Genomic DNA, 23521 nt, shown 5'->3' with positions numbered 1-23521 from the left:
GTCCCCGCCGCCCGCCAGGAGCCAGCATTCCGGAGCCTTGAAATCGGCCTCGCAGCGGCGCGTCCATGACGAGGCCATTGGCCACGAGAGAGGAGACCGGGCGTGACCCGCACCGATCTCATCGCAAGGATCGTCCACGAGCAGCGGCGGGCGGCCAATCCCACGGCCTCAGCATGGGTTTCCGCCAATGCCGGATCGGGCAAGACGAAGGTCCTGTCCGACCGCGTCCTGCGCCTCATGCTCGCCGGCACCGCACCGGGCCGGATCCTGTGCCTGACCTTCACGAAGGCTGCCGCCGCCAACATGGCGATCCGCATCTTCGAGCGCCTCGGCCGCTGGGTCACGCTGCCCGAGGAGGCCCTCACAACCGAACTCGCAGCGCTGGAAGGCCGGCCTCCATCCCGGCACGAGATCCGTCAGGCCCGGCGCCTGTTCGCCAGGGCCGTCGAGACGCCGGGCGGCCTCAAGATCGATACGCTGCATGCATTCTGCGAACGCATCCTCCACATGGTGCCGTTCGAGGCCAATGTGCCGGCGCGCTTCTCCATCCTGGACGACGAGCAGGCGAACGAGCTTCTCGAGGAAGCCCTTGAGACGGTTCTGAGCCGGGCGAGCGACAGCCGGCGCGGCGACGGGCGGGCGGGAGCGGAAGCGCTCTCCGCATCCTACGCCGCCGTGAGCGCCCTCACGTCCGGGCGCGATCTCAACGATCTTGTGCGGAATGCCGTCCGGCAGCGCTGGCTCTTCCAGGGCAAGGAGGGGATCACGGCGAGCCTGGAAGGGCTCCGGGCGGCGCTCGGCCTCGCGGAGGGCACGAATGCGGCCTCCGTCCGGCGACGCATGATGACCGAAGGTCTCCCCCCGGCCGAGTGGACCGCGATCGGCCGCGTGCTCCTCGAAAGCCGCAACAAGACCGATCGCGAGCGCGGCCAAACCTTGTGCGCGGCGGCCGTGGCGTCGACCGACGAGGATCGCCTGCAGCAGTACCGATCGTTCTTCTTCAAGAAGGACGGCGAGCCTCGCGCCGAGTCGACGCTCGTCACCAAAGCAGTCGATTCCGACCTCAAGGCCCGGCTCCTTGCGGAGCAGTCACGCCTGGCCGACCTCGACGACGGGCTGCGGGCCGCGGAAGCCTTCGAACGCACGGCCGCCTTGTTCACGCTCGCGGCCGAGATCCGCACCGAGATCGAGCGCCGCAAGGCGAGGCTCGGGGCACTCGATTTCGACGACCTGATCGCCCGCACCCTCGCGCTGCTGTCGCGCGGCGATGCCGCCTGGATCCTCTACAAGCTCGATCGCGGCGTCGACCATATCCTGATCGACGAGGCGCAGGACACGAATCCGGATCAATGGCGCATCCTCCGCCTGATCACGGAGGATTTCACGGCCGGACTGGGCGCGACGGCCGACCGCGTGCGGACGGTCTTCGCGGTCGGGGATCCGAAGCAATCGATCTACGGCTTCCAGGGCGCGGAGCCCCGTGAATTCGAGGCGAGCCGGCGCTACTGGCGCAAGGCCGTCACGGGAGCACAACTTACCTTCGAGGAGGTGCCCCTGCAGGTGTCCTGGCGCTCCTGCCGGGCCGTCCTGCGCGCCGTCGACGCCACCTTCGGGATCGAGCCACATCTGCGCGGCCTGTCCTTCGACGAAGGCTTTCGCGGCACCGAGCACGACACCACGGTCGAGGCGCCGGGCTGCGTCGAACTCTGGCCGATCGAACGGCCGGCGCAGCGCGACGACCCGGAGGCCTGGACGCTCCCGGTCGACGAGCCCCTGCCGACCTCACCGCCGGTCGTCGTCGCCCAGCGGATCGCGCGTGCCGTCAGGAGCTGGATCCATGAGGGCGACCGCTTCGGCCGGCGCGCCCGGCCCGGCGACATCTTGGTCCTCGTGAAGAAGCGTGGCCCCGCCTTCCTGGCGGTGATCCGGGCTCTCCGGCAGGCGGGCGTGCCGGTGGCCGGCGCGGACCGCCTCGACATCGGGAAGCACATCGCCGTGCAGGATCTCGTGGCCGTCGGCCGCGCCGCCCTCCTGCCGGACGACGACCTCTCGCTCGCCGCCGCGGCGAAGAGCCCATTGGTCGGCCTCGACGACGATGACCTGATCCGGATTGCCGCAACGCGCGAAGAGACCGAATCTTTTGCGGCCGCCCTGCATCGGCATGCCGATGCCGGCGAAGAGGCGGCTCTTCGCGCGACACAGGCCCTTGCGTCCTGGCGCGAGCTCGCCCGGGCGCATGGACCATTCGGCTTCTATGCCACGCTGCTCGGCCCCGGCGGCGGCCGACGGGCCTTCGTGGCCCGCCTTGGGAGCGAGGCGGGCGATGCGATCGACGCCTTCCTGTGCATGGCGCACCAGGCGGAACAGGTCGATGCGCCGTCCCTGACGACCTTCCTGACCCGTTTCGACGACGCGGAGCACGAGGTGAAGCGCGACCTCGACGCCACGGGCGACGAGGTCCGCGTGATGACCGTGCATGGCGCGAAGGGGCTGGAAGCGCCGATCGTCGTCTTGATCGATGGCTGCCAGATCGATGGGCCTTCCGATCCCTTGCTGCCGATCGCCCGGCATGCCGAAACGGGCCAAGCCATCCCCGTCTGGTGCACGAGCACGAAACAGGATTCGCAGGCCATCCGGGAGGCGCGCGAGCAGCACCGGCTCCGCGGCCTCGAGGAGCACAACCGCCTGCTCTATGTGGCGATGACCCGCGCCAAGGAGCGCCTCGTCATTGCTCCCTACATGACGAGCCATCGCGCCACGCCCGAGGAAGCCTGGTGCGCCATGATCCGCCGGGGACTCGCCGAGAAGCTCGGCGCGGAAACGCCGACCGAAGCGCCCTATGGGCCCGTGGATCTGCACTTCGAGGACGAGGCGTTCGGGGCCGCGAGCGCGGCCGCGGAGCAGGTGCTGCAGCCGCTCGACATCGACCCGCCGGACTGGCTCAGTGAGGCGGTCTCGCGCCCGATGGGCGAGCGATCGTTCCTGAGCCCGTCTCAGGCAGCCCAACGGCCGGCTTCGAGCTCCCGCACCTCGCAGCAGGCCTCTCCGGCGGCACGCCTGCGCGGCACGCTCGTCCACGCTTTGCTGGAGCATCTGCCGACCGTCGAGCCCCCGCTGCGCCGGGAGGTCGGACAACGCTATCTCGCGGCGCGGGCGCCGCGGCTCTCCGAACGGGAGCGTTCCTGGATTCTCGGCGACGTCTTGACAGTCATGGAGGATCCGGAACTCGCACCTCTGTTCGGTACGGGCTCACGGGCCGAGGTTGCAATCACCGGCACCGTCATGACGGCCTCCGGCCCCCAGCCCGTGCTCGGCCAGATCGACCGTCTCGCCGTCGCGGCCGATGCCGTGCTTCTCGCGGATTTTAAATCGACGCGGCAACTCCCGGATCCGGACGAAGCGCTGCCGGACTCACAGGTCCTCCAGCTCGCTCTGTATCGGCAGCTCCTCCAGGAGCTCCATCCCGCCAAGCCCGTCAGAGCGCTGCTCGTCTATACGAGAGGGCCTTTGGTCAGGGAGATCGAGCCTGCGGCTCTCGACGCGGCTCTCGCGCGCCTCTGAATGCTTCGCCCCGGGCTGGCGACGCCATTTGTTTGTGGAAGGAATCGATGCCGCGGATGTGCATCACATCGCGTGCTGGCCGTGGTTTTCTGCAGTGGAACGGGCCGGAATGGCCATGGTGCAACTCGGACCCGCAAGAACCACATGGGCTCGCGCTTGATTCGGTGGAATGCGGTTCCTACCTTGGCCGGATCATGGCGGCTCGAGGCTGCCGCGACATAAGGTGATGCGATGGCGACCGTGAAAGTAACCGATGCGAGCTTCGAGCAGGATGTTCTGAAGTCCGCAGAGCCCGTGGTCGTGGATTTCTGGGCCGAGTGGTGCGGTCCCTGCCGGATGATCGGCCCTGCGCTCGAAGAGATCGCCACCGAGATGGCCGGCAAGGTCAAGATCGCGAAGGTCAATGTCGACGAGAACCCGGGCATCGCCGGCCAGCTGGGGATCCGCTCGATTCCCACCCTCATCGTCTACAAGGATGGCAAGCAGGCCGGGCAGAAGGTCGGCGCGGTGCCGAAGGGCGAGCTGTCGCGCTGGATCCAGTCGACGGTCGCGTGATCTCTTTCGCAGTGGGTCGTAGAGGACCCACTGTCATCTTCGTCATAGACGGATAATCCGGTATGAGATTGCGATCTGATACCGGATTTGATTGTCCTGCAGCGTCTCGCGGTAGCCTATGACAGCTGCTTGTTTGGCTGTGCGAGGAACAGGGCGTTTCCGAGCCATTGCTTCTGCTTTTGAGCAAGTATGGCCGCGCCCTGCTTGCGACAGCAACGCCGGACGTTACCTCACTCCCCCAGTGTGACCTGTTATTCGCCTCCGCCGGATTATCGCGCGGACATGGGGACCTCATATCGGGATTGTGCCGTGGCGCTTTCCTTGAGTTTGCGCCAGTCGGCTTCTCGATTCTTGACGAGCCCCGGCCGAGGCGGGGCCGGAGATAAGCATGCTCGTGAATGGCAAGTGGTCTGCGGAGTGGAATCCCGTCCAGGCGAAGGACGCGAAGGGCGGATTTGTCCGGCAGACCTCGAGTTTCCGAAACTGGATCACGCCGGACGGCAGCCCGGGCCCGACCGGCAACGGCGGCTTCAAGGCTGAGGCCGGACGCTATCACCTCTATGTCGCGCTGATCTGCCCCTGGGCATCACGTACGCTGATCGCACGCACCCTGAAAGGACTGGAGGACACGATCTCCGTATCGGTCGTAGAGCCGGTGCTCACCGATAAGGGCTGGCGGTTCGGCGACTATCCCGGCGCAAACCGGGATGCGCTCAACGGCGCCACTTACCTGCACGAGATCTACACGAAGGTAGATCCGACCCTCACAGGCCGCGCCACCGTGCCGGTGCTCTGGGACAAGCAACGCCGAACGATCGTCAACAACGAATCCGCCGACATCGTGCGAATGCTGAATTCAGGCTTCGGTGCGCTCGCGGACGGAATGTTCGACCTGTATCCGGAGGATCTGCGGGCAGAGATCGATGCGCTCAACGATCGAATTTATCCGCGCCTGAACAACGGCGTATACCGGGCAGGCTTCGCGACGACACAGGAGGCTTACGAGGAGGCCTTCTGGGACGTGTTCGGCATGCTCGATGAGTTGGAGGAGCGGCTGGCTGACCGGACGTTTCTGTTCGGCGACCGTCTCACCGAAACCGACATCCGCCTGTTCGTTACGCTCGTGCGCTTCGATGCGGCCTATCACGGCCTGTTCAAGTGCAATCTGCGCCGACTTGCGGATTACCGGAATCTCACCGCATACGTGCAGCGGGTTCTCGCCATTCCCGGCGTGCGCGACACCGTGAACATCGACCACATCAAGCGCGGCTACTACTCGATCAAGGCTCTCAACCCTACGGGCATCGTGCCGGTCGGTCCGGATCTGCCAGGACGCGAAATTCCGGCACGATCGATGACGCATTGATCGCGGCGTGGCACCGTCTGATCGTCATTCGGCAGCAGGTCGCGTACCTCGGGAGGCATTGCGTTCGAGGACGAGCTCGGATTCGGTCGGTGGTTGCAACGCGTGCGGGCCGACGAGCTCCTTGAGCTCCGCCTCGTCGAGGGTCTCCTTCTCAAGCAGCCGGCGTGCCGTGCGCTCGAGAACGTCGCGCCGGTCATTGAGGATTGCGAGCGTCCGGTCCATGGCTCTCTGCACGATGGCCCTGACCTCGTCGTCGATCGCGGTCGCGGTCTCGTCCGAGTAGTTGTGCTCGCGGGGTCCGTTCATGAGCGGGTTGGGGCTCAAGAACGAACGCTGGTCCTTCTCGAGCGCCACGTTCCCGAGCCTCTCCGACATCCCGTAGCGGGTCACCATGGAGCGCGCGATGTCGGTGACCTTCGCGAGGTCATCCGCGGCGCCGGTCGAGAAATGGCCGAACACTATCAGCTCCGCGGCCCTGCCGCCGAGCAGCACCGCCATCTTGTTCTCGAGCTCCTCCCGGGTCATCAGAAAGCGATCCTCGGTCGGGCGCTGGATCGTATAGCCGAGGGCGCCGACGCCGCGCGGGATGATCGACACCTTGTGCACTGCGTCCGAACCCGGCAGCGTCATGCCGATGATGGCATGCCCCATCTCGTGATAGGCAACGACCTCACGCTCCTTCGGGTTGAGCAGCCGATTGCGCTTCTCGAGTCCCGCCACGATCCGCTCGATCGCATTGTTGAAGTCCGCCATCGTGACGGCATCCGCCCCGCGACGGGTGGCGAGAAGGGCCGCCTCGTTGACGAGGTTCGCGAGATCCGCGCCCGTGAAGCCGGGCGTCAGCGCCGCCACCTTCTCGGCATCGGCATCCGGGGCGAGCTTGATCTTCTGGGCATGGACTTTCAGGATCTGGATGCGGCCCTGCTTGTCGGGCCGGTCGACCAGAACCTGGCGGTCGAACCGTCCGGCGCGCAACAGAGCCGGATCGAGGATCTCGGGCCGGTTCGTGGCCGCGAGCAGAACGAGGCCGGTGGAGGAATCGAACCCATCCAATTCGACCAGGAGCTGGTTGAGGGTCTGCTCCTTCTCGTCGTGACCGCCCGCATAGGGTCCCATGCCGCGGGCGCGGCCGAGCGCATCGAGCTCGTCGATGAAGATGATGGCCGGCGCCTTCTCGCGGGCCTGCTGAAAGAGATCGCGCACCCGCGCTGCGCCGACGCCGACGAACATCTCCACGAATTCGGAACCGGAAATCGAGAAGAACGGCACCCCGGCCTCGCCGGCGACGGCCTTCGCGAGCAGGGTCTTGCCGGTGCCGGGCGGGCCGACCAGGAGCACGCCCTTGGGCATCCGTCCGCCCAACCGCCCGTATTCCTGCGGGTTCTTAAGAAAGTCGACGACCTCGCGCAGCTCGTCCTTGGCCTCGTCGACGCCGGCGACATCGTCGAACTTCACGCCGGTGTCGGACTCGACATAGATCTTGGCCTTGCTCTTGCCGATCTGCATCAGCCCGCCGCCGAACCCGCCCTGGGCTGCCATGCGGCGTGCGAGATAGGCCCAGATCCCGAAGAACAAGAGGACCGGCAGCACCCAGGAGAGCAGGTCGCGAAAGAAGGTATTCTCGACTTGACCCGTGAATTTCACGCCATAGGGCTGCAGTTCCTGGGCGAATTCGGGATCGACGCGGGTGGTGGCGAAGCGGGTCTGGCCGCCCGGCAGGGGCTCCTTGAGGGTGCCCTGAATGAACCGGTCCGAGATCCCGATCTCCGCGACCTTGCCGTTGCGGAGCAGATCCTGGAACTCACTGTAGGGGATCGTCGCGATCACCCGGCCTGATCCGATGAAATACTGAAGGATCAGGATGCCGATCATCGCGGCAACCCAGTACCACACGTTGAACTGCGGGCTCTTCCAGCCCGAACTCCTCCAGTCCGCGCCTGTCTTGGGCGTGCTCTTCCAGTTGGTGATCTGCGGGAACTTCGCCATCGTGCAGATGCTCCTTCGGAGGTCGGCCGGAGCCCGGCCTTGCGCCCCGCTCGGACGGGTGCAGGGCGGATCTGGCCTGAGACCCTCGGACCCGTGCCTGAGGTCCCGGTCCGACCAGCCCCTGCCCTTACATAGGACAGGGCCGCGCCCGCGGGAGGGGGCCGGCCACATCCCTGCGGCGGGTCGCCCTGCGGTGCCCGCAAGAGCAATATCCCGACAGTTCACGATCCCGTGGCGCCGCCGGGGAACAGAGCCATTCCCGACATAGTTTCACGCAGCAGACCGAATCCGAATACCGGGCGCGCCGAGCTCCTCATCGGCGAGAGTGCCGTCGCATCTGCAGAATTTGCCGGGGAAGAGCCGCGCTCGTGAGCCACATCGCCACTATTCTGAGCACGGCGCTTGCCCTCTACGCTCTTGTCGGCGCCGTCTATCTGATCTCGGAGAACAGACGTCCGCAGGCAACTCTGGCCTGGATCCTGGTCCTGATCTTCCTGCCAGGGCTGGGGCTCGTCGTCTACGTGCTGTTCGGGAGGGGCAGGAAGGCATTCGCCAAACAGAGCAAGCTCCTCATGCAGGACCTCGAGGCGAACGCCAAGCCTTTGCTGGCACCCATCCTCTCGCGACAGGATGCGGAGATCGCACGTCTCGAAGTCGAGAGCGCCAGCGCCAGGAAGCTCATGATGCTGGTGAGACGCAACTCGCATTCGGCTCTGACACGATGCAACACGGTCGAGATTCTTCAGAACGGCGCTGCATTCTACGCCCGCATGATCGAGGACGTCGAGGCGGCGCGACATTCGATTCACCTCCAGTACTTCATCTGGGGCCTTGATGATTTTACGAATGATCTCAAGCGAATCCTGAGCACCAGGGCAAAAGAGGGCGTCGAAGTTCGTCTGCTTTACGATCCAATAGGCTCACAGGCGCATGTGGATCGAGCCTATGTGAAGGAGATGGAAGCGGCGGGGATCCGGATGGCTCCAACCTCACCTCTGTGGCGCCTGCACACGATCAGCTACCGCAACCACCGCAAGATCACCGTCATCGACGGCCGGATCGGCTACACGGGCGGCATGAATATCGGGCAGGAGCACCTCGACGGCGGCGAGGGATTCGATTTCTGGCGCGACACCCAGGTGCGCATCGTCGGCGAAGGTGCGGCGGTCTTGCAGTCGGTGTTCATGGTCGACTGGTACAATGCCGTCCGGGAGAATCTGTTCTCGCCGGTCTACTTTCCGACCGTCGCGACGGAGCCCACCGCAGGGGACATCCCGGTCCAGATCCTGACATCGGGACCGGATTCGCAATGGGCGGCGATCCGGCAACTCTACTTCTTCATGATCGTCTCGGCGCAGCACCACGTGTTCCTGCAATCGCCGTATTTCATCGTCGACGCGAGCATCGCCGAGGCCCTGCGATCGGCCGCTCTGTCCGGTGTCGACGTAAAGGTCATGCTCACCGCCCGGGCCTCGGGCGATCCGGTTCCGGGCTGGGCCGGCAACACCTTTATCCTGGACGTCATCAATGCCGGGGTCAGGGTATTCATGTACGAGAAGGGCTACCTGCACGCCAAGACGATCAGCATCGACTCCCAGATCTGCTCGATCGGCTCGACCAATATCGACATCCGGAGCTTCAGCATCAATTACGAGATTAACGCAGTGCTCTACGACGAGCGGCTTGCGAAGGAATTGGAGGATGCCTTCGCGCAGGACCTCACGCATTGCATCGAGTTCGATCCGAACGAATATGCCCGGCGCGGTGCCACCATGAGATTCAGGGACTCGGCCGCGCGCCTCCTCTCGCCATTGCTATGATGATCCGGGCGCGCTCCATCTTGTTCTCGAGGGTAGCTCGCCAACCAAGAAGAACGTGGGCTCGAGCCTTTCCTCGCCCTATGCCTCATAGGACTGTCGCACTGACCGGCGGCAATGATCTCTCAGCCTAAACCGACTGCCCGGTCTGCAGCTTCATCTGCCGCTTTTTGGGCCTTCCCAAGCATTTCCGCTCGGGCCCGCGCTTCGCACTTTTCACGGAGCTCGGCGAGTTCCTCCTCGGTCAGATGCTCGATCCCGATATAGGTGTTCTGGGCTGCGCTCGCTCGAATGATTTCGTCGAGCTTGGCCTGGATCGCCGCACCATCGCGGTTCTGCGTGTTCTGAATGAGGAACACCATGAGAAACGTGACGATCGTCGTCCCGGTGTTGATGATGAGTTGCCACGTATCCGAAAAATGGAAGAACGGCCCGCTCACGGCCCAGACCAGCACGACCAGAACGCAAACCGCAAAGGTCAAGGGCCGGCCCGTGGCGTGAGCGACCGCTTCTGCAACATCCCCAAACGTCTTCGACATGGACATGATGTGACTCGCCATACTCTACGATACCGGCCGATCAGCCGGCCGTGCAGTGTAGCATGAAAGGCATAATGGGCCGGAGGGCGTTGGTGTCGCTTTAGGATGGGGTCTCGGAACGAAGGAGACCTACCGATTTCGAGGCCCTCGTGCCTGGCACTCGATGGGATAGTAGTGGCATGGCTCTGGCGCAGGCCTGCAGGTCCGGCCTGGATTGGTTCACCTTTGGCCTGCAAGGACAGCAGTGGGTCCGGCACCACTCCGTTTCCGGCAGTGGTCCCCTATCCTCATGCCGCCCCGTCATTGCGAATGAAGTGGAGCAATTCAGGAGCGCATTGGTCGAAGGGTCGAATGCTTCGCCTGCGGCTCGCAAAGACGGTGAGGCGCCGGAACGGGCAGTGCATCACGCCTGCGGCGCGCAGTGACGAAGTGCGGTGGGTGGGGCAGTGCATCACGCCTGCGGCTCGGAATGACGGAATGACAGTCGGTGAGGCTGTCTCGACGCTTCCCCTGCATACGTGTCTCTCGGCCGCTGCCCGACACGACATCAGGCGAGAACCATACCGCCTCCGGGTCAGGATTCACTCTGGAACGATGGAATATCCGCACTCGTTGTCTTGGCCAGGGTCCGATTTCGAAGGGTGTTTTGACAGACCGCAGCAAGGGTCGGCGATTGCAGACAAATCATCCTTCCGTTCTACACGCGTGGTCTCTGCATCCTCGGCTCGACAGTAAGATCTGATCCATGAAAGCCATAAAGATTACCGCTCCCGGTGGCCTCGACCGGCTGACCGTCGTCGATCTGGACGATCCGGGTGAACCCGGCGCGGGCGCGATCCGTGTTCGGCTGCACGCCAGCTCACTCAACTTTCATGATTACCTCGTCGTTGCCGGCAAATCGAAAGTCGCCGATGGGCGTATCCCGATGTCGGACGGCGCCGGAGTCGTCGAAGCTGTCGGCGCGGACGTGGTCGAATTCAAGCCGGGCGATCACGTCGTTTCCTGCTTCTTCCCGTTCTGGCAGGACGGCCCGGCGCCCGTCGACAATTTTGCCAACACGCCCGGCGACGGCATCGATGGATATGCGCGGGACGTCGTCGTCTGCCCTGCGCACTGGTTCACCCAAGCGCCAAAGGGCTACAGCCACGCCGAAGCCGCGACCCTCACGACGGCTGGGCTCACCGCGTGGCGGGCGCTCGTGGTCGAGGGCGGCCTTAAGGCGGGCGACACCGTGCTTGCGCTCGGTACCGGCGGCGTCTCCATCTTCGCGTTGCAGATCGCCAAGGCGATGGGCGCGACCGTGATCATCACCTCTTCATCCGATGAAAAGCTGGAACGGGCGCGCGCGCTCGGCGCGGATCACCTCATCAACTACAAGTCCGAGCCCGATTGGGGCGCACGGGTTCGCGACCTCACCGACGGGCGCGGCGCCGATCACATCGTCGAGGTCGGCGGGCCCGGTACGCTGCCGCAATCGATCCGTGCAGTGAGCATCGGTGGGCGTATCGCGCTGATCGGTGTCCTGACGGGAATCGGCGGTGAGGTGCCGACCGCCTTGCTGATGGCGAGACAGGCGCGTCTGCAGGGCCTGATCGTGGGCAGCCGGCGAGAGCAGATCGACATGATCCGCGCCATCGAGGCGACGAATCTTCACCCCATAATCAACCGCAGCTTGGCTCTCGGCGAGATCGCCGAAGCTTTTCGCCATCAGGAATCGGGCCGCCACTTCGGCAAGATCTGTCTTGAATTCTGACGCTCCGTTCCAGTGGGTGGATGGCGTAAACTCGGCCCACGGCGCTCCGCGCGGCCTCTCTTGTCTTGACTTGCTCTCGAGTACGCTTGGGCGTACCGGCATTGCACGCCAACGAGAGAGTCACATCGATGGTGCGTTCCCGCATTGGCCTTGCACTCGGGAGCGGTTCGGCCCGTGGGTGGTCGCATGTCGGTATCATCGAGGCGCTGGCGGAGGCCGGCATCGCGCCCGACATCGTCTGCGGGTAATCCATCGGGACACTCGTCGGCACACCCTATGTGACGGGCTGCCTCGCTGCGCTGAAGGAATGGGCCGAGTTCGCAACTTGGCGCGAGATCGTCAGCCTGCTCCATATCCAGGAAGTATATTTAGAGACGCAATTCCATTCCGGAGAGGCGCATCGAGCGCTGAGTGCGCCGAGATTGTCGCCCGGATCCGTCTCGTCATTGCGAACGCAGTGAGGCGATCCAGGAGCGCATCCGTCGAGGGGTAGATTGCTTCGCCTCCGGCTCGCAAGGACGGGAGTGTGATGAGACGGGCAGTGCATCACGCCCGCGGCGCGCAATAACGGAAGTGCGATGGGATGGGCAATGCATCACGCTTCCGGCTTGCAATGACGGAAGTGGGTCCGGCGTCATTCCGTTCTTGGTGTTGCTCCTCGCGCCCTCCTGCCCTCACCGTCATTGCGAACGCAGTGAAGCAATCTACCCGTCGACGGATGCTTCGCCTCGCCCGCAGTTCGCCATGACGAGAGGAGTCCATGATGTCGTAGATCAACGCTGGCGAGGATTACCTCGAAGCGCCGGATCCATCCCGCGCGAAACAACATCTCGACTTGTCAGTTGACGTACGATGGCAGTGCCCGGCTCCGGAAGGCGGCAGGCAGCGTCTCGACACGAATCCTCAAAAGGGAGATCGAAATGGCTCAGCCCAATTCACTCGACGAGTACGCGCGCAAGGCGGAGCGCACGGCCGAGGTGCAACGCAAGGTCCAGGCGCAGGTCGATGCGGCAGATCAGGCGGGCGGCGGAGAGGGCAGCAAGGGCGCGATGCAGGCCGGGGCACGGTCCTATCCGGAGCCGCCTCTTCCCGAGCAGCACCTGGAGAAACCGGGACAAGAGGCCAAGCTCGATCTCCGTCCTATGTACGATGCTCCCTTCTACAAGGGTTCGGGCAAGCTTCAGGATTGCGCAGCAATCGTAACGGGAGCCGATTCCGGGATCGGGCGCGCGGTCGCCGTGCTGTTCGCGCGCGAAGGTGCTGATATCGCAGCAATGTACCTCACCGAACATGAGGATGCGGAGGAGACGAAGCAAGCCGTGGAGCGGGAGGGACGGCGCTGTCTTCTCATTGCCGGCGATGTGGCGGAAGCCGATTTCTGCCGGGAGGCGGTAAAGCGCACGGTGCAGGCATTCGGCCGCCTCGATGTCCTGGTCAACAACGCGGCCTTCCAGCTCCATGTCTCCCGGTTCGAGGACCTGACGGAAGAGCACTTCGACCTAACCTTGAAGACGAACCTCTATGGCTACTTCCACATGGCACAAGCCGCAGTGCCGCACATGAAGCCGGGCAGCGCCATCGTGAACACGGGCTCGGTCACCGGGCTTATGGGCAACAAGGATCTTCTCGACTACTCGCTGACGAAGGGCGGCATTCACGCCTTCACGCGCTCGCTCTCGTCGCACCTGATCGACCGCGGCATCCGCGTCAACGCCGTAGCGCCCGGACCGGTCTGGACCCCGCTCAATCCAGCAGACAAGGATGCCAAGGGCGTGTCGAAATTTGGAGCAGACAGCCCGATGAAGCGTCCCGCTCAGCCCGAGGAAATTGCACCGGCTTACGTGTTCCTGGCCTCGCCTCACTGCTCCAGCTACATCACCGGCGAGGTCCTCCCGGTGATCGGAGGCTACAACAGCCGGTAATCGGGACGCCGTATGGGCGTCGGTTCTATGCCGGCAGCGTTCCGTTGGAGCGCAGGACCTCGCCCGCAAGATAGAGCGAGCCGCAGACCAGGATGCGCGGCGGGCGGTCCCAGACATAGGCGTTCAGGGAGGACAGAGCTGCCTCAACGCTCGGCTGAATGGAGGCCGTGAGGCCGACGCGCGCTGCGATGGCCGCAATCTCCTCGGGGGGACGCGCGGCTATCTGGGTCGGAATCGGAATCGCGATCACCTCGCGGGCGAGCCCGACGAAGTGGCGGAAGAAGCCCTCGGCGTCTTTCGTACCGAGCATTCCGGCAACGAGCACGAGGGGAGCGTCGCTGCGCTCGCCGAGATCGGCCATCGCCGCCGCGAGAGCACGGGCTCCGTCCGGATTGTGACCACCGTCGAGCCAGAGCTCCGCGCCGTCGGGCGCGAGGCCAGGCAACCGCCCGCGGGTGAGGCGCTGCAGCCGGCCCGGCCATTCGGCCCGGAGCATGCCCTTCTCGTAGGCCGACAGTTCGAAGGTGTCGTAGCCGGCGGCGCGCAAGGCGGCGATCGCCGTGCCCGCATTGGTGATCTGGTGGCGGCCTGCGAGCCGCGGGCGCGGCAAATCGAGAAGCCCGTCGTCGTCTTCGTAGACGAGGCGGCCACCCTCCTCACGCACATGAAAATGCTGACCGCCGACCCGGATCGGCCTTGCACCGAGGCGCTCGGCACGCAATTGCAGCACGTTCTCGGCTTCGGGATAATCCTGCGGCGCGATGATGGCCGGGCAGCCCCGTTTGAAGATGCCGGCCTTTTCGTTCGCCACGGCTTCGAGCGTTTCGCCGAGATATTCGGCATGGTCGAGCCCGATCGGCGTCACGACCGCGGCCGCTGGCGCCGCGATGACATTCGTGGCGTCGCAGCGCCCGCCGAGGCCGACCTCGAGCAGCAGGACATCGGCGGGATGCTCTGCGAAGAGCACGAGTGCGGCCGCCGTCGTGATCTCGAAGACGGTGATCGGCGCGCCGGCATTCGCAGCCTCGCACCGTCGCAGAACCTCGACGAGACGCTCCTCGCCAACGAAACGGCCGCCATCGATGCGTCCGAGACGGATGCGCTCGTGAAAGCGGACGAGATGCGGCGAAGTATAGACGTGGACCGCGAGCCCGGCGCTTTCGAGGATGGCGCGCATGAAGGCGATGGTGGAGCCCTTGCCGTTCGTGCCCGCGACGTGAATCGTCGGCGGCAGGCGGCGTTCGGGATGGCCGAGAGCGTCGAGAAGGCGCTCGATGCGCCCGAGCGAAAGATCGATCGTCTTCGGATGAAGCGCGAGAAATCGGGCGATGAGCGCGTCGGAAGAGTCCATGCGCGTATCAGGCCGCCTCGAGCGGCTCACCCTCGTGGCTCGGCCGCTCGCTTCTCACCGGGCCGGGTTCAGCCTTGGTGAGGAGTCGCGCGAGGCGTGCAACCGTTTCCTTCAGATCGTGCCGATGCACCACCATGTCGACCATGCCGTGGTCGCGCAGGTATTCGGCGCGCTGGAAGCCGTCGGGAAGCTTCTCGCGAATGGTCTGCTCGATCACGCGTGGGCCCGCGAAGCCGATCAATGCGCCGGGCTCCGCGAGATGGACGTCGCCCAGCATCGCGTAGGACGCTGTGACGCCACCGGTCGTCGGATTGGTCAGCACGACGATATAGGGCAGCCGCGCCTCGCGCAGGCGTCGCACCATTACCGTCGTGCGCGGCATCTGCATGAGCGACAGGATTCCTTCCTGCATGCGGGCCCCGCCGGAGGCCGCGAACAGCAGATAGGGCGTGCGTTTGTCGAGCGCCGTCTCCGCGCCCTTGATGAAAGCCTCGCCGGCCGCCATGCCGAGGGAACCGCCCATGAAGGCGAAATCCTGGACGGCGACCGTCATCGGCAGCTCGTCGACCCGGCCGAAACCGATCTTGAACGCATCCTGCTGGCCGGTTTTCGTCCGCGCATCCTTGAGGCGATCGATGTAGCGCTTCTCGTCGCGGAACTTCAGCGGATCGACGGGCGCATCGGGGAGCGGAACATCGAGCCAGGTGCCTTCGTCGAAGATCTGCTTCAGACGCTGCGTCGCGGTCAGGCGCAGGTGATGGTTCGAGCCCGGAATGACCCAGAGATTGGCCTCGACATCCTTATGGAAGACGACCTGTCCGGTATCCGGGCACTTGATCCAGAGATTGTCCGGCGACTCGCGCTTGAACAGCGTCTTGATCCGCGGCCTGACGACTTCCGAGATCCAGTTCATGTGACTCGAACCCTTTCAGCTGTGCTGAGCTCGCCCGCGATCTCGCGCAGAGCCCGCAATGGCGGGTGCGTTACGCCGCTTCCGCCTTGCGAACCGAGCGAACGCCCGTTGCGAGCGAGCGTACGAGCGAGGCAACGGCCTCGACCGTGCGATCGGTGGCCTGTCCCTCCTCGTCGAGCGAGGCGCGCACCGCGTTCACGAGCGCGGAGCCCACAACGACGCCGTCGGCTCCTTCAGCAATGGCGGCGGCATGCTCGCCCGTCTTGACGCCGAATCCGACGACCACTGGTAACGGGGTGTGGCGCTTGATGCGCTCGACCGCCGTGCTCACCTGGCCGAAATCCGGCGTCGCGGCTCCGGTAATGCCCGTGATGGACACGTAGTAGACGAAACCGGCCGTGTTCGCGAGAACGGTCGGCAGACGCCGGTCATCCGTCGTCGGGGTCGCGAGGCGAATGAAAGCGAGCCCGGCGCGCAGGGCGGGCAGGCAGAGCTCTTCGTCCTCCTCGGGCGGCTGGTCGACGACGATGAGACCATCGACGCCCGCCTGTTTCGCGTCTTCGAGGAAGCGCTCCACGCCGTAGATGAAGATCGGGTTGAAATACCCCATCAGGATGACGGGCGTGTCCGCATCCTGAGCCCGGAAGCGACGCACGAGGTCGAGCGTGCGGATCGTATTCTGACCGGCCTTCAGGGCCCGAAGGCCCGCGGCCTGGATGGTTGGACCATCGGCCATCGGATCCGAGAAGGGCAGGCCGAACTCGACGATGTCGGCGCCCGCACGAGGCAATGCCTGCAGAATGGCGAGCGAGGTATCCGGATCCGGATCGCCGGCCATGGTGTAGGTCACGAGCGCCGCTCGTCCCTCGGCGCGGCATTGTGCGAAGCGGCGCTCGATCCGTGCAGTCACAGCTGTCCTCCGAGGTGCTCCGCGACCGTGAAGATGTCCTTGTCGCCGCGACCGCTGAGATTCACCACCATGAGATGGTCGCGCGGCTTCTTCGGAGCGAGTTCGATGACTTTGGCAAGCGCATGGCTCGGCTCCAGTGCGGGGATGATTCCCTCGAGCCGGCTGCAGAGCTGAAAGGCGGCGAGCGCCTCTTCGTCGGTTGCCGAGAGATAGGTCACGCGGCCGATATCGTTCAGCCAGGCATGCTCGGGCCCGATGCCCGGATAGTCGAGCCCGGCCGAGATCGAATGCGCGTCCTTGATCTGACCGTCATCGTCCATGAGGAGATAGGTGCGGTTGCCGTGCAGCACGCCGGGACGGCCGCCGGTGATCGAGGCGGCATGGAGCCCGGACGAGAGGCCGTGTCCGGATGCTTCGACACCGTAGATCTCGATGTTGCGGTCGTCGAGGAACGGATGGAACAGGCCGATCGCATTGGAGCCGCCGCCGACGGCCGCGATGAGGCTGTCGGGGAGGCGTCCTTCGGCCTCCATCATCTGCTCGCGCGTCTCGCGGCCGATCACGCTCTGGAGATCGCGCACCATCGCGGGATAGGGATGCGGGCCTGCAACCGTGCCGATGCAGTAGAAGGTATCGGCGACATTGGTGACCCAGTCGCGCAAAGCCTCGTTCATCGCGTCCTTCAGCGTGCGCGAGCCGGACTGAACAGCGACCACCTGCGCGCCGAGCATGTTCATGCGGAACACGTTCGGCTTCTGCCGCTCGACATCGACCGCGCCCATGTAGACGACGCAATCAAGGCCGAAGCGCGCGCAGAGCGTCGCGGTCGCGACGCCGTGCTGGCCGGCTCCCGTCTCGGCGATGATCCTGCGCTTGCCCATGCGGCGCGCGAGAAGGATCTGCCCAAGGACGTTGTTCACCTTGTGCGAGCCCGTGTGATTGAGCTCCTCGCGCTTGAAGTAGACCTTCGCGCCGCCAAGGTGCTCGGTCAGGCGCTCCGCGAAATAGAGCGGGCTCGGACGTCCCACATAGTGCGTGAGGTAGGATGCCATCTCGCCCTGGAAGGCCGGGTCGTCCTTGGCTTCCGCGTAGGCCTTCTCGAGCTCGAGCACGAGCGGCATGAGTGTTTCGGCGACGAACCGGCCGCCATAGAGTCCGAAATGGCCGCGCTCGTCCGGGCCGGTGCGAAAGGAATTCGGTGTCTGCGGAACGCTCACGTCCTGCCTGCCCTGGTCTGGTTGGCGGAAAGGGCCGCGCGGGCGGCTCTCACGAAAGCCCTGATGCGCTCGGGATCCTTCACCCCGGGCCGCGCCTCGACCCCGGACGAGACGTCCACGGCACGGGCGCCCGTCAGCGCGATGGCTTCCCCGACGCTCCCGGCGTCGAGCCCCCCTGACAGCATGAACTTCATCGCGGGGTCAAGCCCGGCCAGGAGGCGCCAGTCGAAGGCGAGCCCGTTGCCGCCTGGGAGACCGCCGGGTGGGGATTTCGCATCGAGCAGCAGGGCGTCGGCAACGGCGCGATAGGTCTGGGCCCAGGCAATGTCCTCCGGTCCCGCGATCCCGACCGCCTTCAGGACCGGCCTGCCCCGCGCGCGGATTGCCGCGACCCGCTCCGGACTTTCCCGGCCGTGCAGTTGAACCCAGTCGGGCCCAATCGCGCCCACCGCCTCGTCGAGTTCGGCATCGCTCGGATCGACCATGAGTAGGACGCGCTGGGCACGACCTGCCGCGGCCGCGGACAGAGCATGGCCGATGTCGAGCGGGATGTGCCGCGGACTGCGCGCGAAGCGCACGAAGCCCACCATGTCGGCGCCCGCCTCGAGCGCAGCGCTCAAGGCGTCAGCCGTCGACAGGCCGCAGATCTTGACGAAACCGTCCATGAAAGCCGTTACGCGACGCCGGAGATTTGGCGCCAGACGAGTTGAGCCGCTGCGAGATCCTCGATAGCCGCACCGACGGACTTGAACACCGTGATCGCCCCGGGCGCACGGTTTCTCACGCCCCCTTCACGACAGAGATCCACGAGTGTTCCGCGCACGTGATCTCGGTCGATGGCGCCCGAAGCGAGAGCGAGCGCGACATCGCCCCCTTCGCTCAGGGCCACAGGCGTATCGACATAGACCTCGCTGCGCTGCAACGCATGATCATCCGCCTCGCGCATCCGCGGGCTGAAGGCGCCCACGAGGTCGAGATGCGCGCCCTCCTTCAGCCAGGCGCCCTTGACGATCGGAACTCCCGACAGGGTCGCGCAGGAGACGAGATCGGCTTCGCGAACGGCCGTTTCAAGATCCTCCGTCGCGGCGACCGGAAGCCCTTCCGCGGCGAGTTGCGCAGCGAGTGCGACGGCGCGTTCGGGCCTGTGATTCCAGAGCTTGACGTCCCGGATGGGCCGCTGGCTTCGATGCGCACGGATCAGAAAGGGCGCGAGAGCACCAGCCCCGACCATCACCATCCGCGACGCCTCCGGATGGGCGAGATGACGGGCAGCCAGCGCCGAAGCTGCGGCGGTGCGCCAGACAGTCAGCCGGCTGCCGTCAAGGGCAGCGTGCGGAACCCCGGTCCGGCCATCGAGGAGGATATAGGTGCCCTGAATGCTCGGAAGTCCGCGCGCGCCGTTGTCCGGAAACACGGACAGGACCTTCACGCCTATGAAGCCTTCGGGGCTTGTCGCCCCCGTCCAGGCCGGCATCAGCAGCAGCGTCGCGGTGGCACCGGCGGGCTGTTCCATATCGTGATGATGGCGGGCCGGAACGACCACGTCACCCAGAAACGCCTCCTTCACGGCCTCGATAAGGCTCTCGAAGGTGAGAGCGGCGTCGATCTCCGACGCCGTAATGACCCGCATCGGACCGCTCACGCCTGAGGTGCAGCAGAGGGCAGCGCCGGAAGGTTCCTCGCCTCCTGGTTTTCCCGGCGCCGCGCGGATTCGGTCCGGACGCGATCCGCCTCCCGGCGAAGAAGGCTCGCCTCGCGCCGGTAGCGGCGGCGCTCCTGGCGGTTCGGCCGCTGCGCGACCCAGGCTGCAATGCCACCAATCACGACGCCGACCATCACCGACGCGAAAATCACCGCATAGAGAGGCACCTCGAAGGCGATCTCCGGGACTTCCTGAGAGAACGGATCGAGCGAGAGCAACACCGGGCCGCGGTTCGCCACCGCGAGCAGGATGACGATGATCGCGACCGGCAGCAGGACCAGGGCCTTGAGAAAGCGGATCATGGAGAAATCCTGTTTTTAGCGAGCACCGGCCGCGAGCTTCGCCTTCTTGGGCGGAACCGCATTGAGGCGCAGGCGCATCTCCTTGCCGGTCTTGAACACGGGAATCACTTTCTCGGAGACGGCCACCGTCTCGCCTGTGCGCGGGTTCCGGCCGGTTCGCGCATCACGCTTCTTGACGGAGAAAGCGCCGAAGCCGCGCAACTCGACACGGTCGCCGTTGGCCAGAGCAGTCGCGATCGTGTCGAGGATCGCATTCACGATGTTCTCGACGTCACGCTGATAAAGATGCGGGTTGCGCTCAGCGATCCTGAGCACCAGTTCCGACTTGATCATGATGGGCTGGCCGTCGCTAGGTCTTTGTCAATACGTCATTTTTCGGAGGCAGGGTGCCAGACGGCCAACAGCCCGTCAAGCTGTCGGACAGATAGAGCGGCACCGGTTTCGCGCAACGCCGCACCGATCTCGCGCCAGCCCAGAAGATCCGCACCCTGCGCAGCATAGGCGAACAACGAGAAATCTCTGTCGCTGCGCGGCTTCCAGTCACGCACGGGAAGATCACGCGACACCCCCTTTTCGCGCTCGAGCCATGCGATGGCGTCACGTTCTGTTCCGAGCTCATCGACGAGCTTCAACTCGAGCCCCTGACGGCCATTGAAGACGCGCCCGTCCGACACGCGCGCGAGTTCGGCAGGCTCGAAATGACGCCGCGTGCCGACCAGATTCTTGAACCACTCGTAGGTATCGTTCACGACCTGCTGCAGCGCCGCACGCGCTTCGGGGGGCGTCGGCCGGAAGCCGCTCGGCTCGGCCTTCAGAGGACTGGACTTGACCTCCTCGACCTGGACGCCGAGCTTGGTGAGCAGTTCGGAAACCTGCGGGTATTGCAGGATCACGCCGATCGAGCCGACGATCGACGTCTCGCGCGCGACGATGCGATCGGCCGCAAGGGCCGTGATGTAGCCGCCCGAAGCCGCGGTGCCGTCGACGAATGCAACCATCGGTTTCTTTTCCGCGAGCCGGCGCAGACCCCGGAAGAGTTCTTCGGCGCCTGTCGTTGTCCCGCCGGGGCTGTCGATGGAGACGACGACGCCGGCCACGGAACGCGCCTCGCCGACCCGGCGGAACAATTCCGTGTGCCGCCGGGAATCCCCGATGAACCCGTCGATCGACACGCGCGCGATATGGGATTGGCCGACCGGAACGCCCTCCTCGCGAAGGAACACATAGGACAGGGCCACCACGGCAACGATCAGGGACAGGAAGCCGACCACGCGCCAGAACGAGATCTTGCGACGCAGGCGGCGGCGATCGACGAGTGCTTCGGGGTCCATTGATCTGAATCCGTACGAGAAGGTCGACCCCGGAGCAGGCTCCCGCGGCCCGGACCGCGCAGTTAGGAGTTCCGCCCGAAATGGGAAGGGCGGAAAACCCGGGGCACGACGTGCGGGGGACATTAGAGCATCAGGCCACGGGGTGGAACACCCGTCCGGCAGTTCATGTCTGCCAGCCCGCCAATCGGCTCGGCCGTGAATGCCGGTGGGATTGCGCAGGATACAAGAAAGCCCGCGCGACGGACGCGCGGGCCTCCAGGATAATCGATGGGATGCGACCCGGGCTCATGGGCCCGGGGCGGCATCTTACTTCTTGTCGGTGCGGGCCTTGAGGGCCGCACCGAGGATGTCGCCGAGCGACGCGCCGGAGTCGGTCGAGCCGTACTGGGCGATCGCCTCCTTCTCCTCGGCCATCTCGAGCGCCTTGATCGAGAGGGTCACGCGGCGCGCCTTGCGGTCGAACTGCGTCACGCGGGCATCGACCTTCTCGCCGGGCGCGAATCGCTCGGGACGCTGGTCGGCGCGATCGCGGGCGAGTTCGGCGCGCTTGATGAAGGTCGTCAGGTCGGTGTCGACGATCTTCACCTCGAGGCCGGAATCCTTCACCTCGAGAATCTCGCAGGTGACGATCTGGCCGCGCTTGATCTCGCCGGCTTCCGCAAAGGGATCACCCGCGAGCTGCTTGATGCCGAGCGAGATGCGCTCCTTCTCGACGTCGACGTCGAGGACCTGGGCGCGCACGATATCGCCCTTCTTGAAGTCGTCGATGACCTGCTCGCCGGGACGGTTCCAGTCGAGGTCGGAGAGGTGGACCATGCCGTCCACATCGCCTTCGAGGCCGATGAACAGGCCGAACTCGGTCTTGTTCTTGACCTCGCCCTCGACGGTCGAGCCGACGGGGTGCTTCTCGGCGAAGGCTTCCCACGGGTTCTGCAGGGTCTGCTTGAGACCGAGCGAGATCCGCCGCTTGACCGCATCGACCTCGAGAATGACCACCTCAACCTCCTGGGAGGTGGAGACGATCTTGCCCGGATGGACGTTCTTCTTCGTCCAGGACATCTCGGAGACGTGGATGAGGCCCTCGATCCCCGGCTCGAGCTCCACGAACGCGCCGTAATCGGTGATGTTCGTGACGCGACCCTTGAGCTTCGCCCCGACCGGATAGCGGGCGGCGATGCCCTCCCACGGATCGGCCAGAAGCTGCTTGATGCCGAGCGAGATGCGGTGCGTCTCGTGGTTGATCTTGATGATCTTCACCTTCACGGTCTGGCCGATATTGACCACCTCGCTCGGGTGATTGACGCGGCGCCATGCCATGTCGGTGACGTGCAGGAGCCCGTCGATGCCGCCGAGGTCGACGAACGCACCGTATTCGGTGATGTTCTTGACCACGCCGTCGATGACCTGGCCTTCCTCGAGGTTCGCCACGAGCTCGGAGCGCTGCTCGGCCCGGCTCTCCTCGAGCACCGTGCGGCGGGAGACCACGATGTTGCCGCGCCGGCGATCCATCTTGAGGATCTGGAACGGCTGCGGAACGCCCATGAGCGGGGTGACGTCGCGGACCGGGCGGATATCGACCTGCGAGCGGGGCAGGAAGGCCACCGCGCCGTCGAGGTCGACCGTGTAGCCGCCCTTGACTTGGTTGAAGATGACGCCGTTGACGCGCTCGTTGCTCTCGAACGCCTTCTCGAGCTTCACCCACGATTCCTCGCGGCGAGCCTTGTCGCGGGAAATGACGGCCTCGCCCAGCGCGTTCTCGATGCGCTCGACATAGACCTCGACCTCGTCGCCGACATTGAGCGTCTGGTCGCGTCCGGGGCCGGTGAATTCCTTCAGGGCCACGCGGCCCTCGGTCTTGGCGCCGATATCGATGACCGCGACGTCCTTCTCGATCGCGACCACGGTTCCCTTGACGACGGAACCTTCATGAATCTCCGACTCGCGGAAGGATTCCTCGAGCAGGGCTGCGAAATCCTCGCGGCTCGGCGCCGTTTGCAATTGTGCTGACATGCATTCTCCTGAATGGCCCATCTCGGGGCGGCGCCGGCGGCTCGTGTCACGGGCCGCTTCCATCCATCGCTGCCAGGGACGCCCCTCTTGGGCCTGGTCCATGGCGTGCCGCTTCATGAGCGGGCCGGCGCATCGTCGACGGACGGAAACGTAACGATCTCCCGGATCACCGTCTAAAGGAGGACCGATACGGGCGTGCCAAAAGGCCCCAGCCGCGACCAGCGATCGGAGAGAGGTGTCGACATAGGGTAAAACCCGCAGGGAAACAAGGTGAAATCGTCACCTC

18 protein-coding genes are annotated in these 23521 nt (G+C 65.2%); 6 read left to right on the top strand and 12 right to left on the bottom strand.

Annotation, left to right across the window (positions count from 1 at the left end; genetic code table 11):
* The first annotated feature begins 102 nt into the window (after positions 1–102).
* The 3 genes from addA to BN1233_RS13270 all read left to right on the top strand — a co-directional run bounded on the left by addA (position 103) and on the right by BN1233_RS13270 (position 5482).
* Positions 103–3561, top strand: coding sequence for a double-strand break repair helicase AddA (gene addA, locus BN1233_RS13280; RefSeq protein ID WP_046864073.1), 3459 nt, complete (start codon positions 103–105; stop codon positions 3559–3561).
* A 231-nt stretch (positions 3562–3792) separates the two neighbouring features.
* Entirely contained in the window at positions 3793–4116 is a 324-nt protein-coding gene (gene trxA, locus BN1233_RS13275) for a thioredoxin (RefSeq protein WP_046864072.1), read from the top strand.
* A 388-nt stretch (positions 4117–4504) separates the two neighbouring features.
* Positions 4505–5482, top strand: a complete 978-nt coding sequence (locus tag BN1233_RS13270; protein ID WP_074078297.1) for a glutathione S-transferase family protein — start codon at positions 4505–4507, stop codon at positions 5480–5482.
* 24 nt (positions 5483–5506) lie between these two features.
* Here the strand turns inward: BN1233_RS13270 and ftsH are convergent, their stop codons facing one another.
* The gene (gene ftsH, locus BN1233_RS13265) at positions 5507–7468 is read right to left on the bottom strand and encodes an ATP-dependent zinc metalloprotease FtsH (protein WP_082145440.1); all 1962 of its coding nucleotides are present in this window, start codon (positions 7466–7468) and stop codon (positions 5507–5509) included.
* A gap of 368 nt (positions 7469–7836) precedes the next feature.
* On the opposite strand from ftsH, the gene cls reads away from it, so the two are divergent.
* Complete coding sequence (cls, locus tag BN1233_RS13260; protein WP_046864070.1) at positions 7837–9288, top strand: cardiolipin synthase; 1452 nt, start codon at positions 7837–7839, stop codon at positions 9286–9288.
* 122 nt (positions 9289–9410) lie between these two features.
* Here cls and BN1233_RS13255 read toward each other — a convergent pair whose 3' ends face one another.
* On the bottom strand, positions 9411–9830 hold the full coding sequence (locus BN1233_RS13255) for a low affinity iron permease family protein (RefSeq protein ID WP_046864069.1): 420 nt from the start codon (positions 9828–9830) through the stop codon (positions 9411–9413).
* Between the two features lie 739 nt (positions 9831–10569).
* Between BN1233_RS13255 and BN1233_RS13250 the strand changes: the two genes are divergently transcribed.
* Both BN1233_RS13250 and BN1233_RS13245 read left to right on the top strand, forming a co-directional pair.
* Positions 10570–11577, top strand: coding sequence for a zinc-dependent alcohol dehydrogenase family protein (locus BN1233_RS13250; protein ID WP_046864068.1), 1008 nt, complete (start codon positions 10570–10572; stop codon positions 11575–11577).
* Positions 11578–12497: 920 nt separating this feature from the next.
* Positions 12498–13499 (top strand): SDR family oxidoreductase, encoded by a 1002-nt coding sequence (locus BN1233_RS13245; protein ID WP_046864067.1) that lies wholly within the window; start codon positions 12498–12500, stop codon positions 13497–13499.
* Positions 13500–13524: 25 nt separating this feature from the next.
* Here the strand turns inward: BN1233_RS13245 and BN1233_RS13240 are convergent, their stop codons facing one another.
* The 10 genes from BN1233_RS13240 to rpsA all read right to left on the bottom strand — a co-directional run bounded on the left by BN1233_RS13240 (position 13525) and on the right by rpsA (position 23235).
* Complete coding sequence (locus BN1233_RS13240; protein WP_046864066.1) at positions 13525–14850, bottom strand: bifunctional folylpolyglutamate synthase/dihydrofolate synthase; 1326 nt, start codon at positions 14848–14850, stop codon at positions 13525–13527.
* A 7-nt stretch (positions 14851–14857) separates the two neighbouring features.
* Positions 14858–15763 carry an acetyl-CoA carboxylase, carboxyltransferase subunit beta gene (gene accD, locus BN1233_RS13235; protein ID WP_046864065.1) on the bottom strand — a complete coding sequence of 302 codons (906 nt, stop codon included), beginning with the start codon at positions 15761–15763 and terminating at the stop codon, positions 14858–14860.
* 70 nt (positions 15764–15833) lie between these two features.
* Positions 15834–16673, bottom strand: a complete 840-nt coding sequence (gene trpA / locus BN1233_RS13230) for a tryptophan synthase subunit alpha (protein ID WP_046864064.1) — start codon at positions 16671–16673, stop codon at positions 15834–15836.
* Positions 16670–17890, bottom strand: coding sequence for a tryptophan synthase subunit beta (trpB, locus tag BN1233_RS13225; RefSeq protein ID WP_046864063.1), 1221 nt, complete (start codon positions 17888–17890; stop codon positions 16670–16672). The genes trpA and trpB overlap by 4 nt, the downstream gene beginning before the upstream one ends.
* A complete protein-coding gene (locus BN1233_RS13220; protein WP_046864062.1) occupies positions 17887–18555 on the bottom strand; it encodes a phosphoribosylanthranilate isomerase in 669 nt (222 codons plus the stop codon). Before BN1233_RS13220 ends, trpB begins: the two co-directional genes overlap by 4 nt.
* Positions 18556–18563: 8 nt before the next feature.
* Complete coding sequence (lhpI, locus tag BN1233_RS13215; RefSeq protein WP_046864061.1) at positions 18564–19520, bottom strand: bifunctional Delta(1)-pyrroline-2-carboxylate/Delta(1)-piperideine-2-carboxylate reductase; 957 nt, start codon at positions 19518–19520, stop codon at positions 18564–18566.
* A gap of 8 nt (positions 19521–19528) precedes the next feature.
* A complete protein-coding gene (locus BN1233_RS13210; RefSeq protein WP_046864060.1) occupies positions 19529–19894 on the bottom strand; it encodes a lipopolysaccharide assembly protein LapA domain-containing protein in 366 nt (121 codons plus the stop codon).
* A 15-nt stretch (positions 19895–19909) separates the two neighbouring features.
* Entirely contained in the window at positions 19910–20227 is a 318-nt protein-coding gene (ihfB, locus tag BN1233_RS13205) for an integration host factor subunit beta (RefSeq protein ID WP_046864059.1), read from the bottom strand.
* A gap of 35 nt (positions 20228–20262) precedes the next feature.
* Complete coding sequence (gene sppA, locus BN1233_RS13200; protein WP_046864058.1) at positions 20263–21225, bottom strand: signal peptide peptidase SppA; 963 nt, start codon at positions 21223–21225, stop codon at positions 20263–20265.
* Positions 21226–21531: 306 nt separating this feature from the next.
* Positions 21532–23235: a 30S ribosomal protein S1 gene (gene rpsA, locus BN1233_RS13195; RefSeq protein WP_046864057.1), complete on the bottom strand. Its 1704-nt coding sequence runs from the start codon at positions 23233–23235 to the stop codon at positions 21532–21534.
* Positions 23236–23521 lie beyond the last annotated feature (286 nt).

The organism is Microvirga massiliensis (assembly GCF_001006805.1).
Lineage (GTDB): Bacteria > Pseudomonadota > Alphaproteobacteria > Rhizobiales > Beijerinckiaceae > Microvirga > Microvirga massiliensis.
This window is presented reverse-complemented; position numbering and strand designations above follow the sequence as displayed.

Coding starts and splice junctions, on each gene's coding strand:
- trxA (WP_046864072.1), top strand. CDS start 3,793: ATGGCGACCGTGAAAGTAACCGATGCGAGCTTCGAGCAGGATGTTCTG.
- BN1233_RS13270 (WP_074078297.1), top strand. CDS start 4,505: ATGCTCGTGAATGGCAAGTGGTCTGCGGAGTGGAATCCCGTCCAGGCG.
- ftsH (WP_082145440.1), bottom strand. CDS start 7,468: ATGGCGAAGTTCCCGCAGATCACCAACTGGAAGAGCACGCCCAAGACA.
- BN1233_RS13255 (WP_046864069.1), bottom strand. CDS start 9,830: ATGTCCATGTCGAAGACGTTTGGGGATGTTGCAGAAGCGGTCGCTCAC.
- BN1233_RS13250 (WP_046864068.1), top strand. CDS start 10,570: ATGAAAGCCATAAAGATTACCGCTCCCGGTGGCCTCGACCGGCTGACC.
- BN1233_RS13245 (WP_046864067.1), top strand. CDS start 12,498: ATGGCTCAGCCCAATTCACTCGACGAGTACGCGCGCAAGGCGGAGCGC.
- BN1233_RS13240 (WP_046864066.1), bottom strand. CDS start 14,850: ATGGACTCTTCCGACGCGCTCATCGCCCGATTTCTCGCGCTTCATCCG.
- accD (WP_046864065.1), bottom strand. CDS start 15,763: ATGAACTGGATCTCGGAAGTCGTCAGGCCGCGGATCAAGACGCTGTTC.
- BN1233_RS13220 (WP_046864062.1), bottom strand. CDS start 18,555: ATGGACGGTTTCGTCAAGATCTGCGGCCTGTCGACGGCTGACGCCTTG.
- lhpI (WP_046864061.1), bottom strand. CDS start 19,520: ATGCGGGTCATTACGGCGTCGGAGATCGACGCCGCTCTCACCTTCGAG.
- BN1233_RS13210 (WP_046864060.1), bottom strand. CDS start 19,894: ATGATCCGCTTTCTCAAGGCCCTGGTCCTGCTGCCGGTCGCGATCATC.
- ihfB (WP_046864059.1), bottom strand. CDS start 20,227: ATGATCAAGTCGGAACTGGTGCTCAGGATCGCTGAGCGCAACCCGCAT.
- sppA (WP_046864058.1), bottom strand. CDS start 21,225: ATGGACCCCGAAGCACTCGTCGATCGCCGCCGCCTGCGTCGCAAGATC.
- rpsA (WP_046864057.1), bottom strand. CDS start 23,235: ATGTCAGCACAATTGCAAACGGCGCCGAGCCGCGAGGATTTCGCAGCC.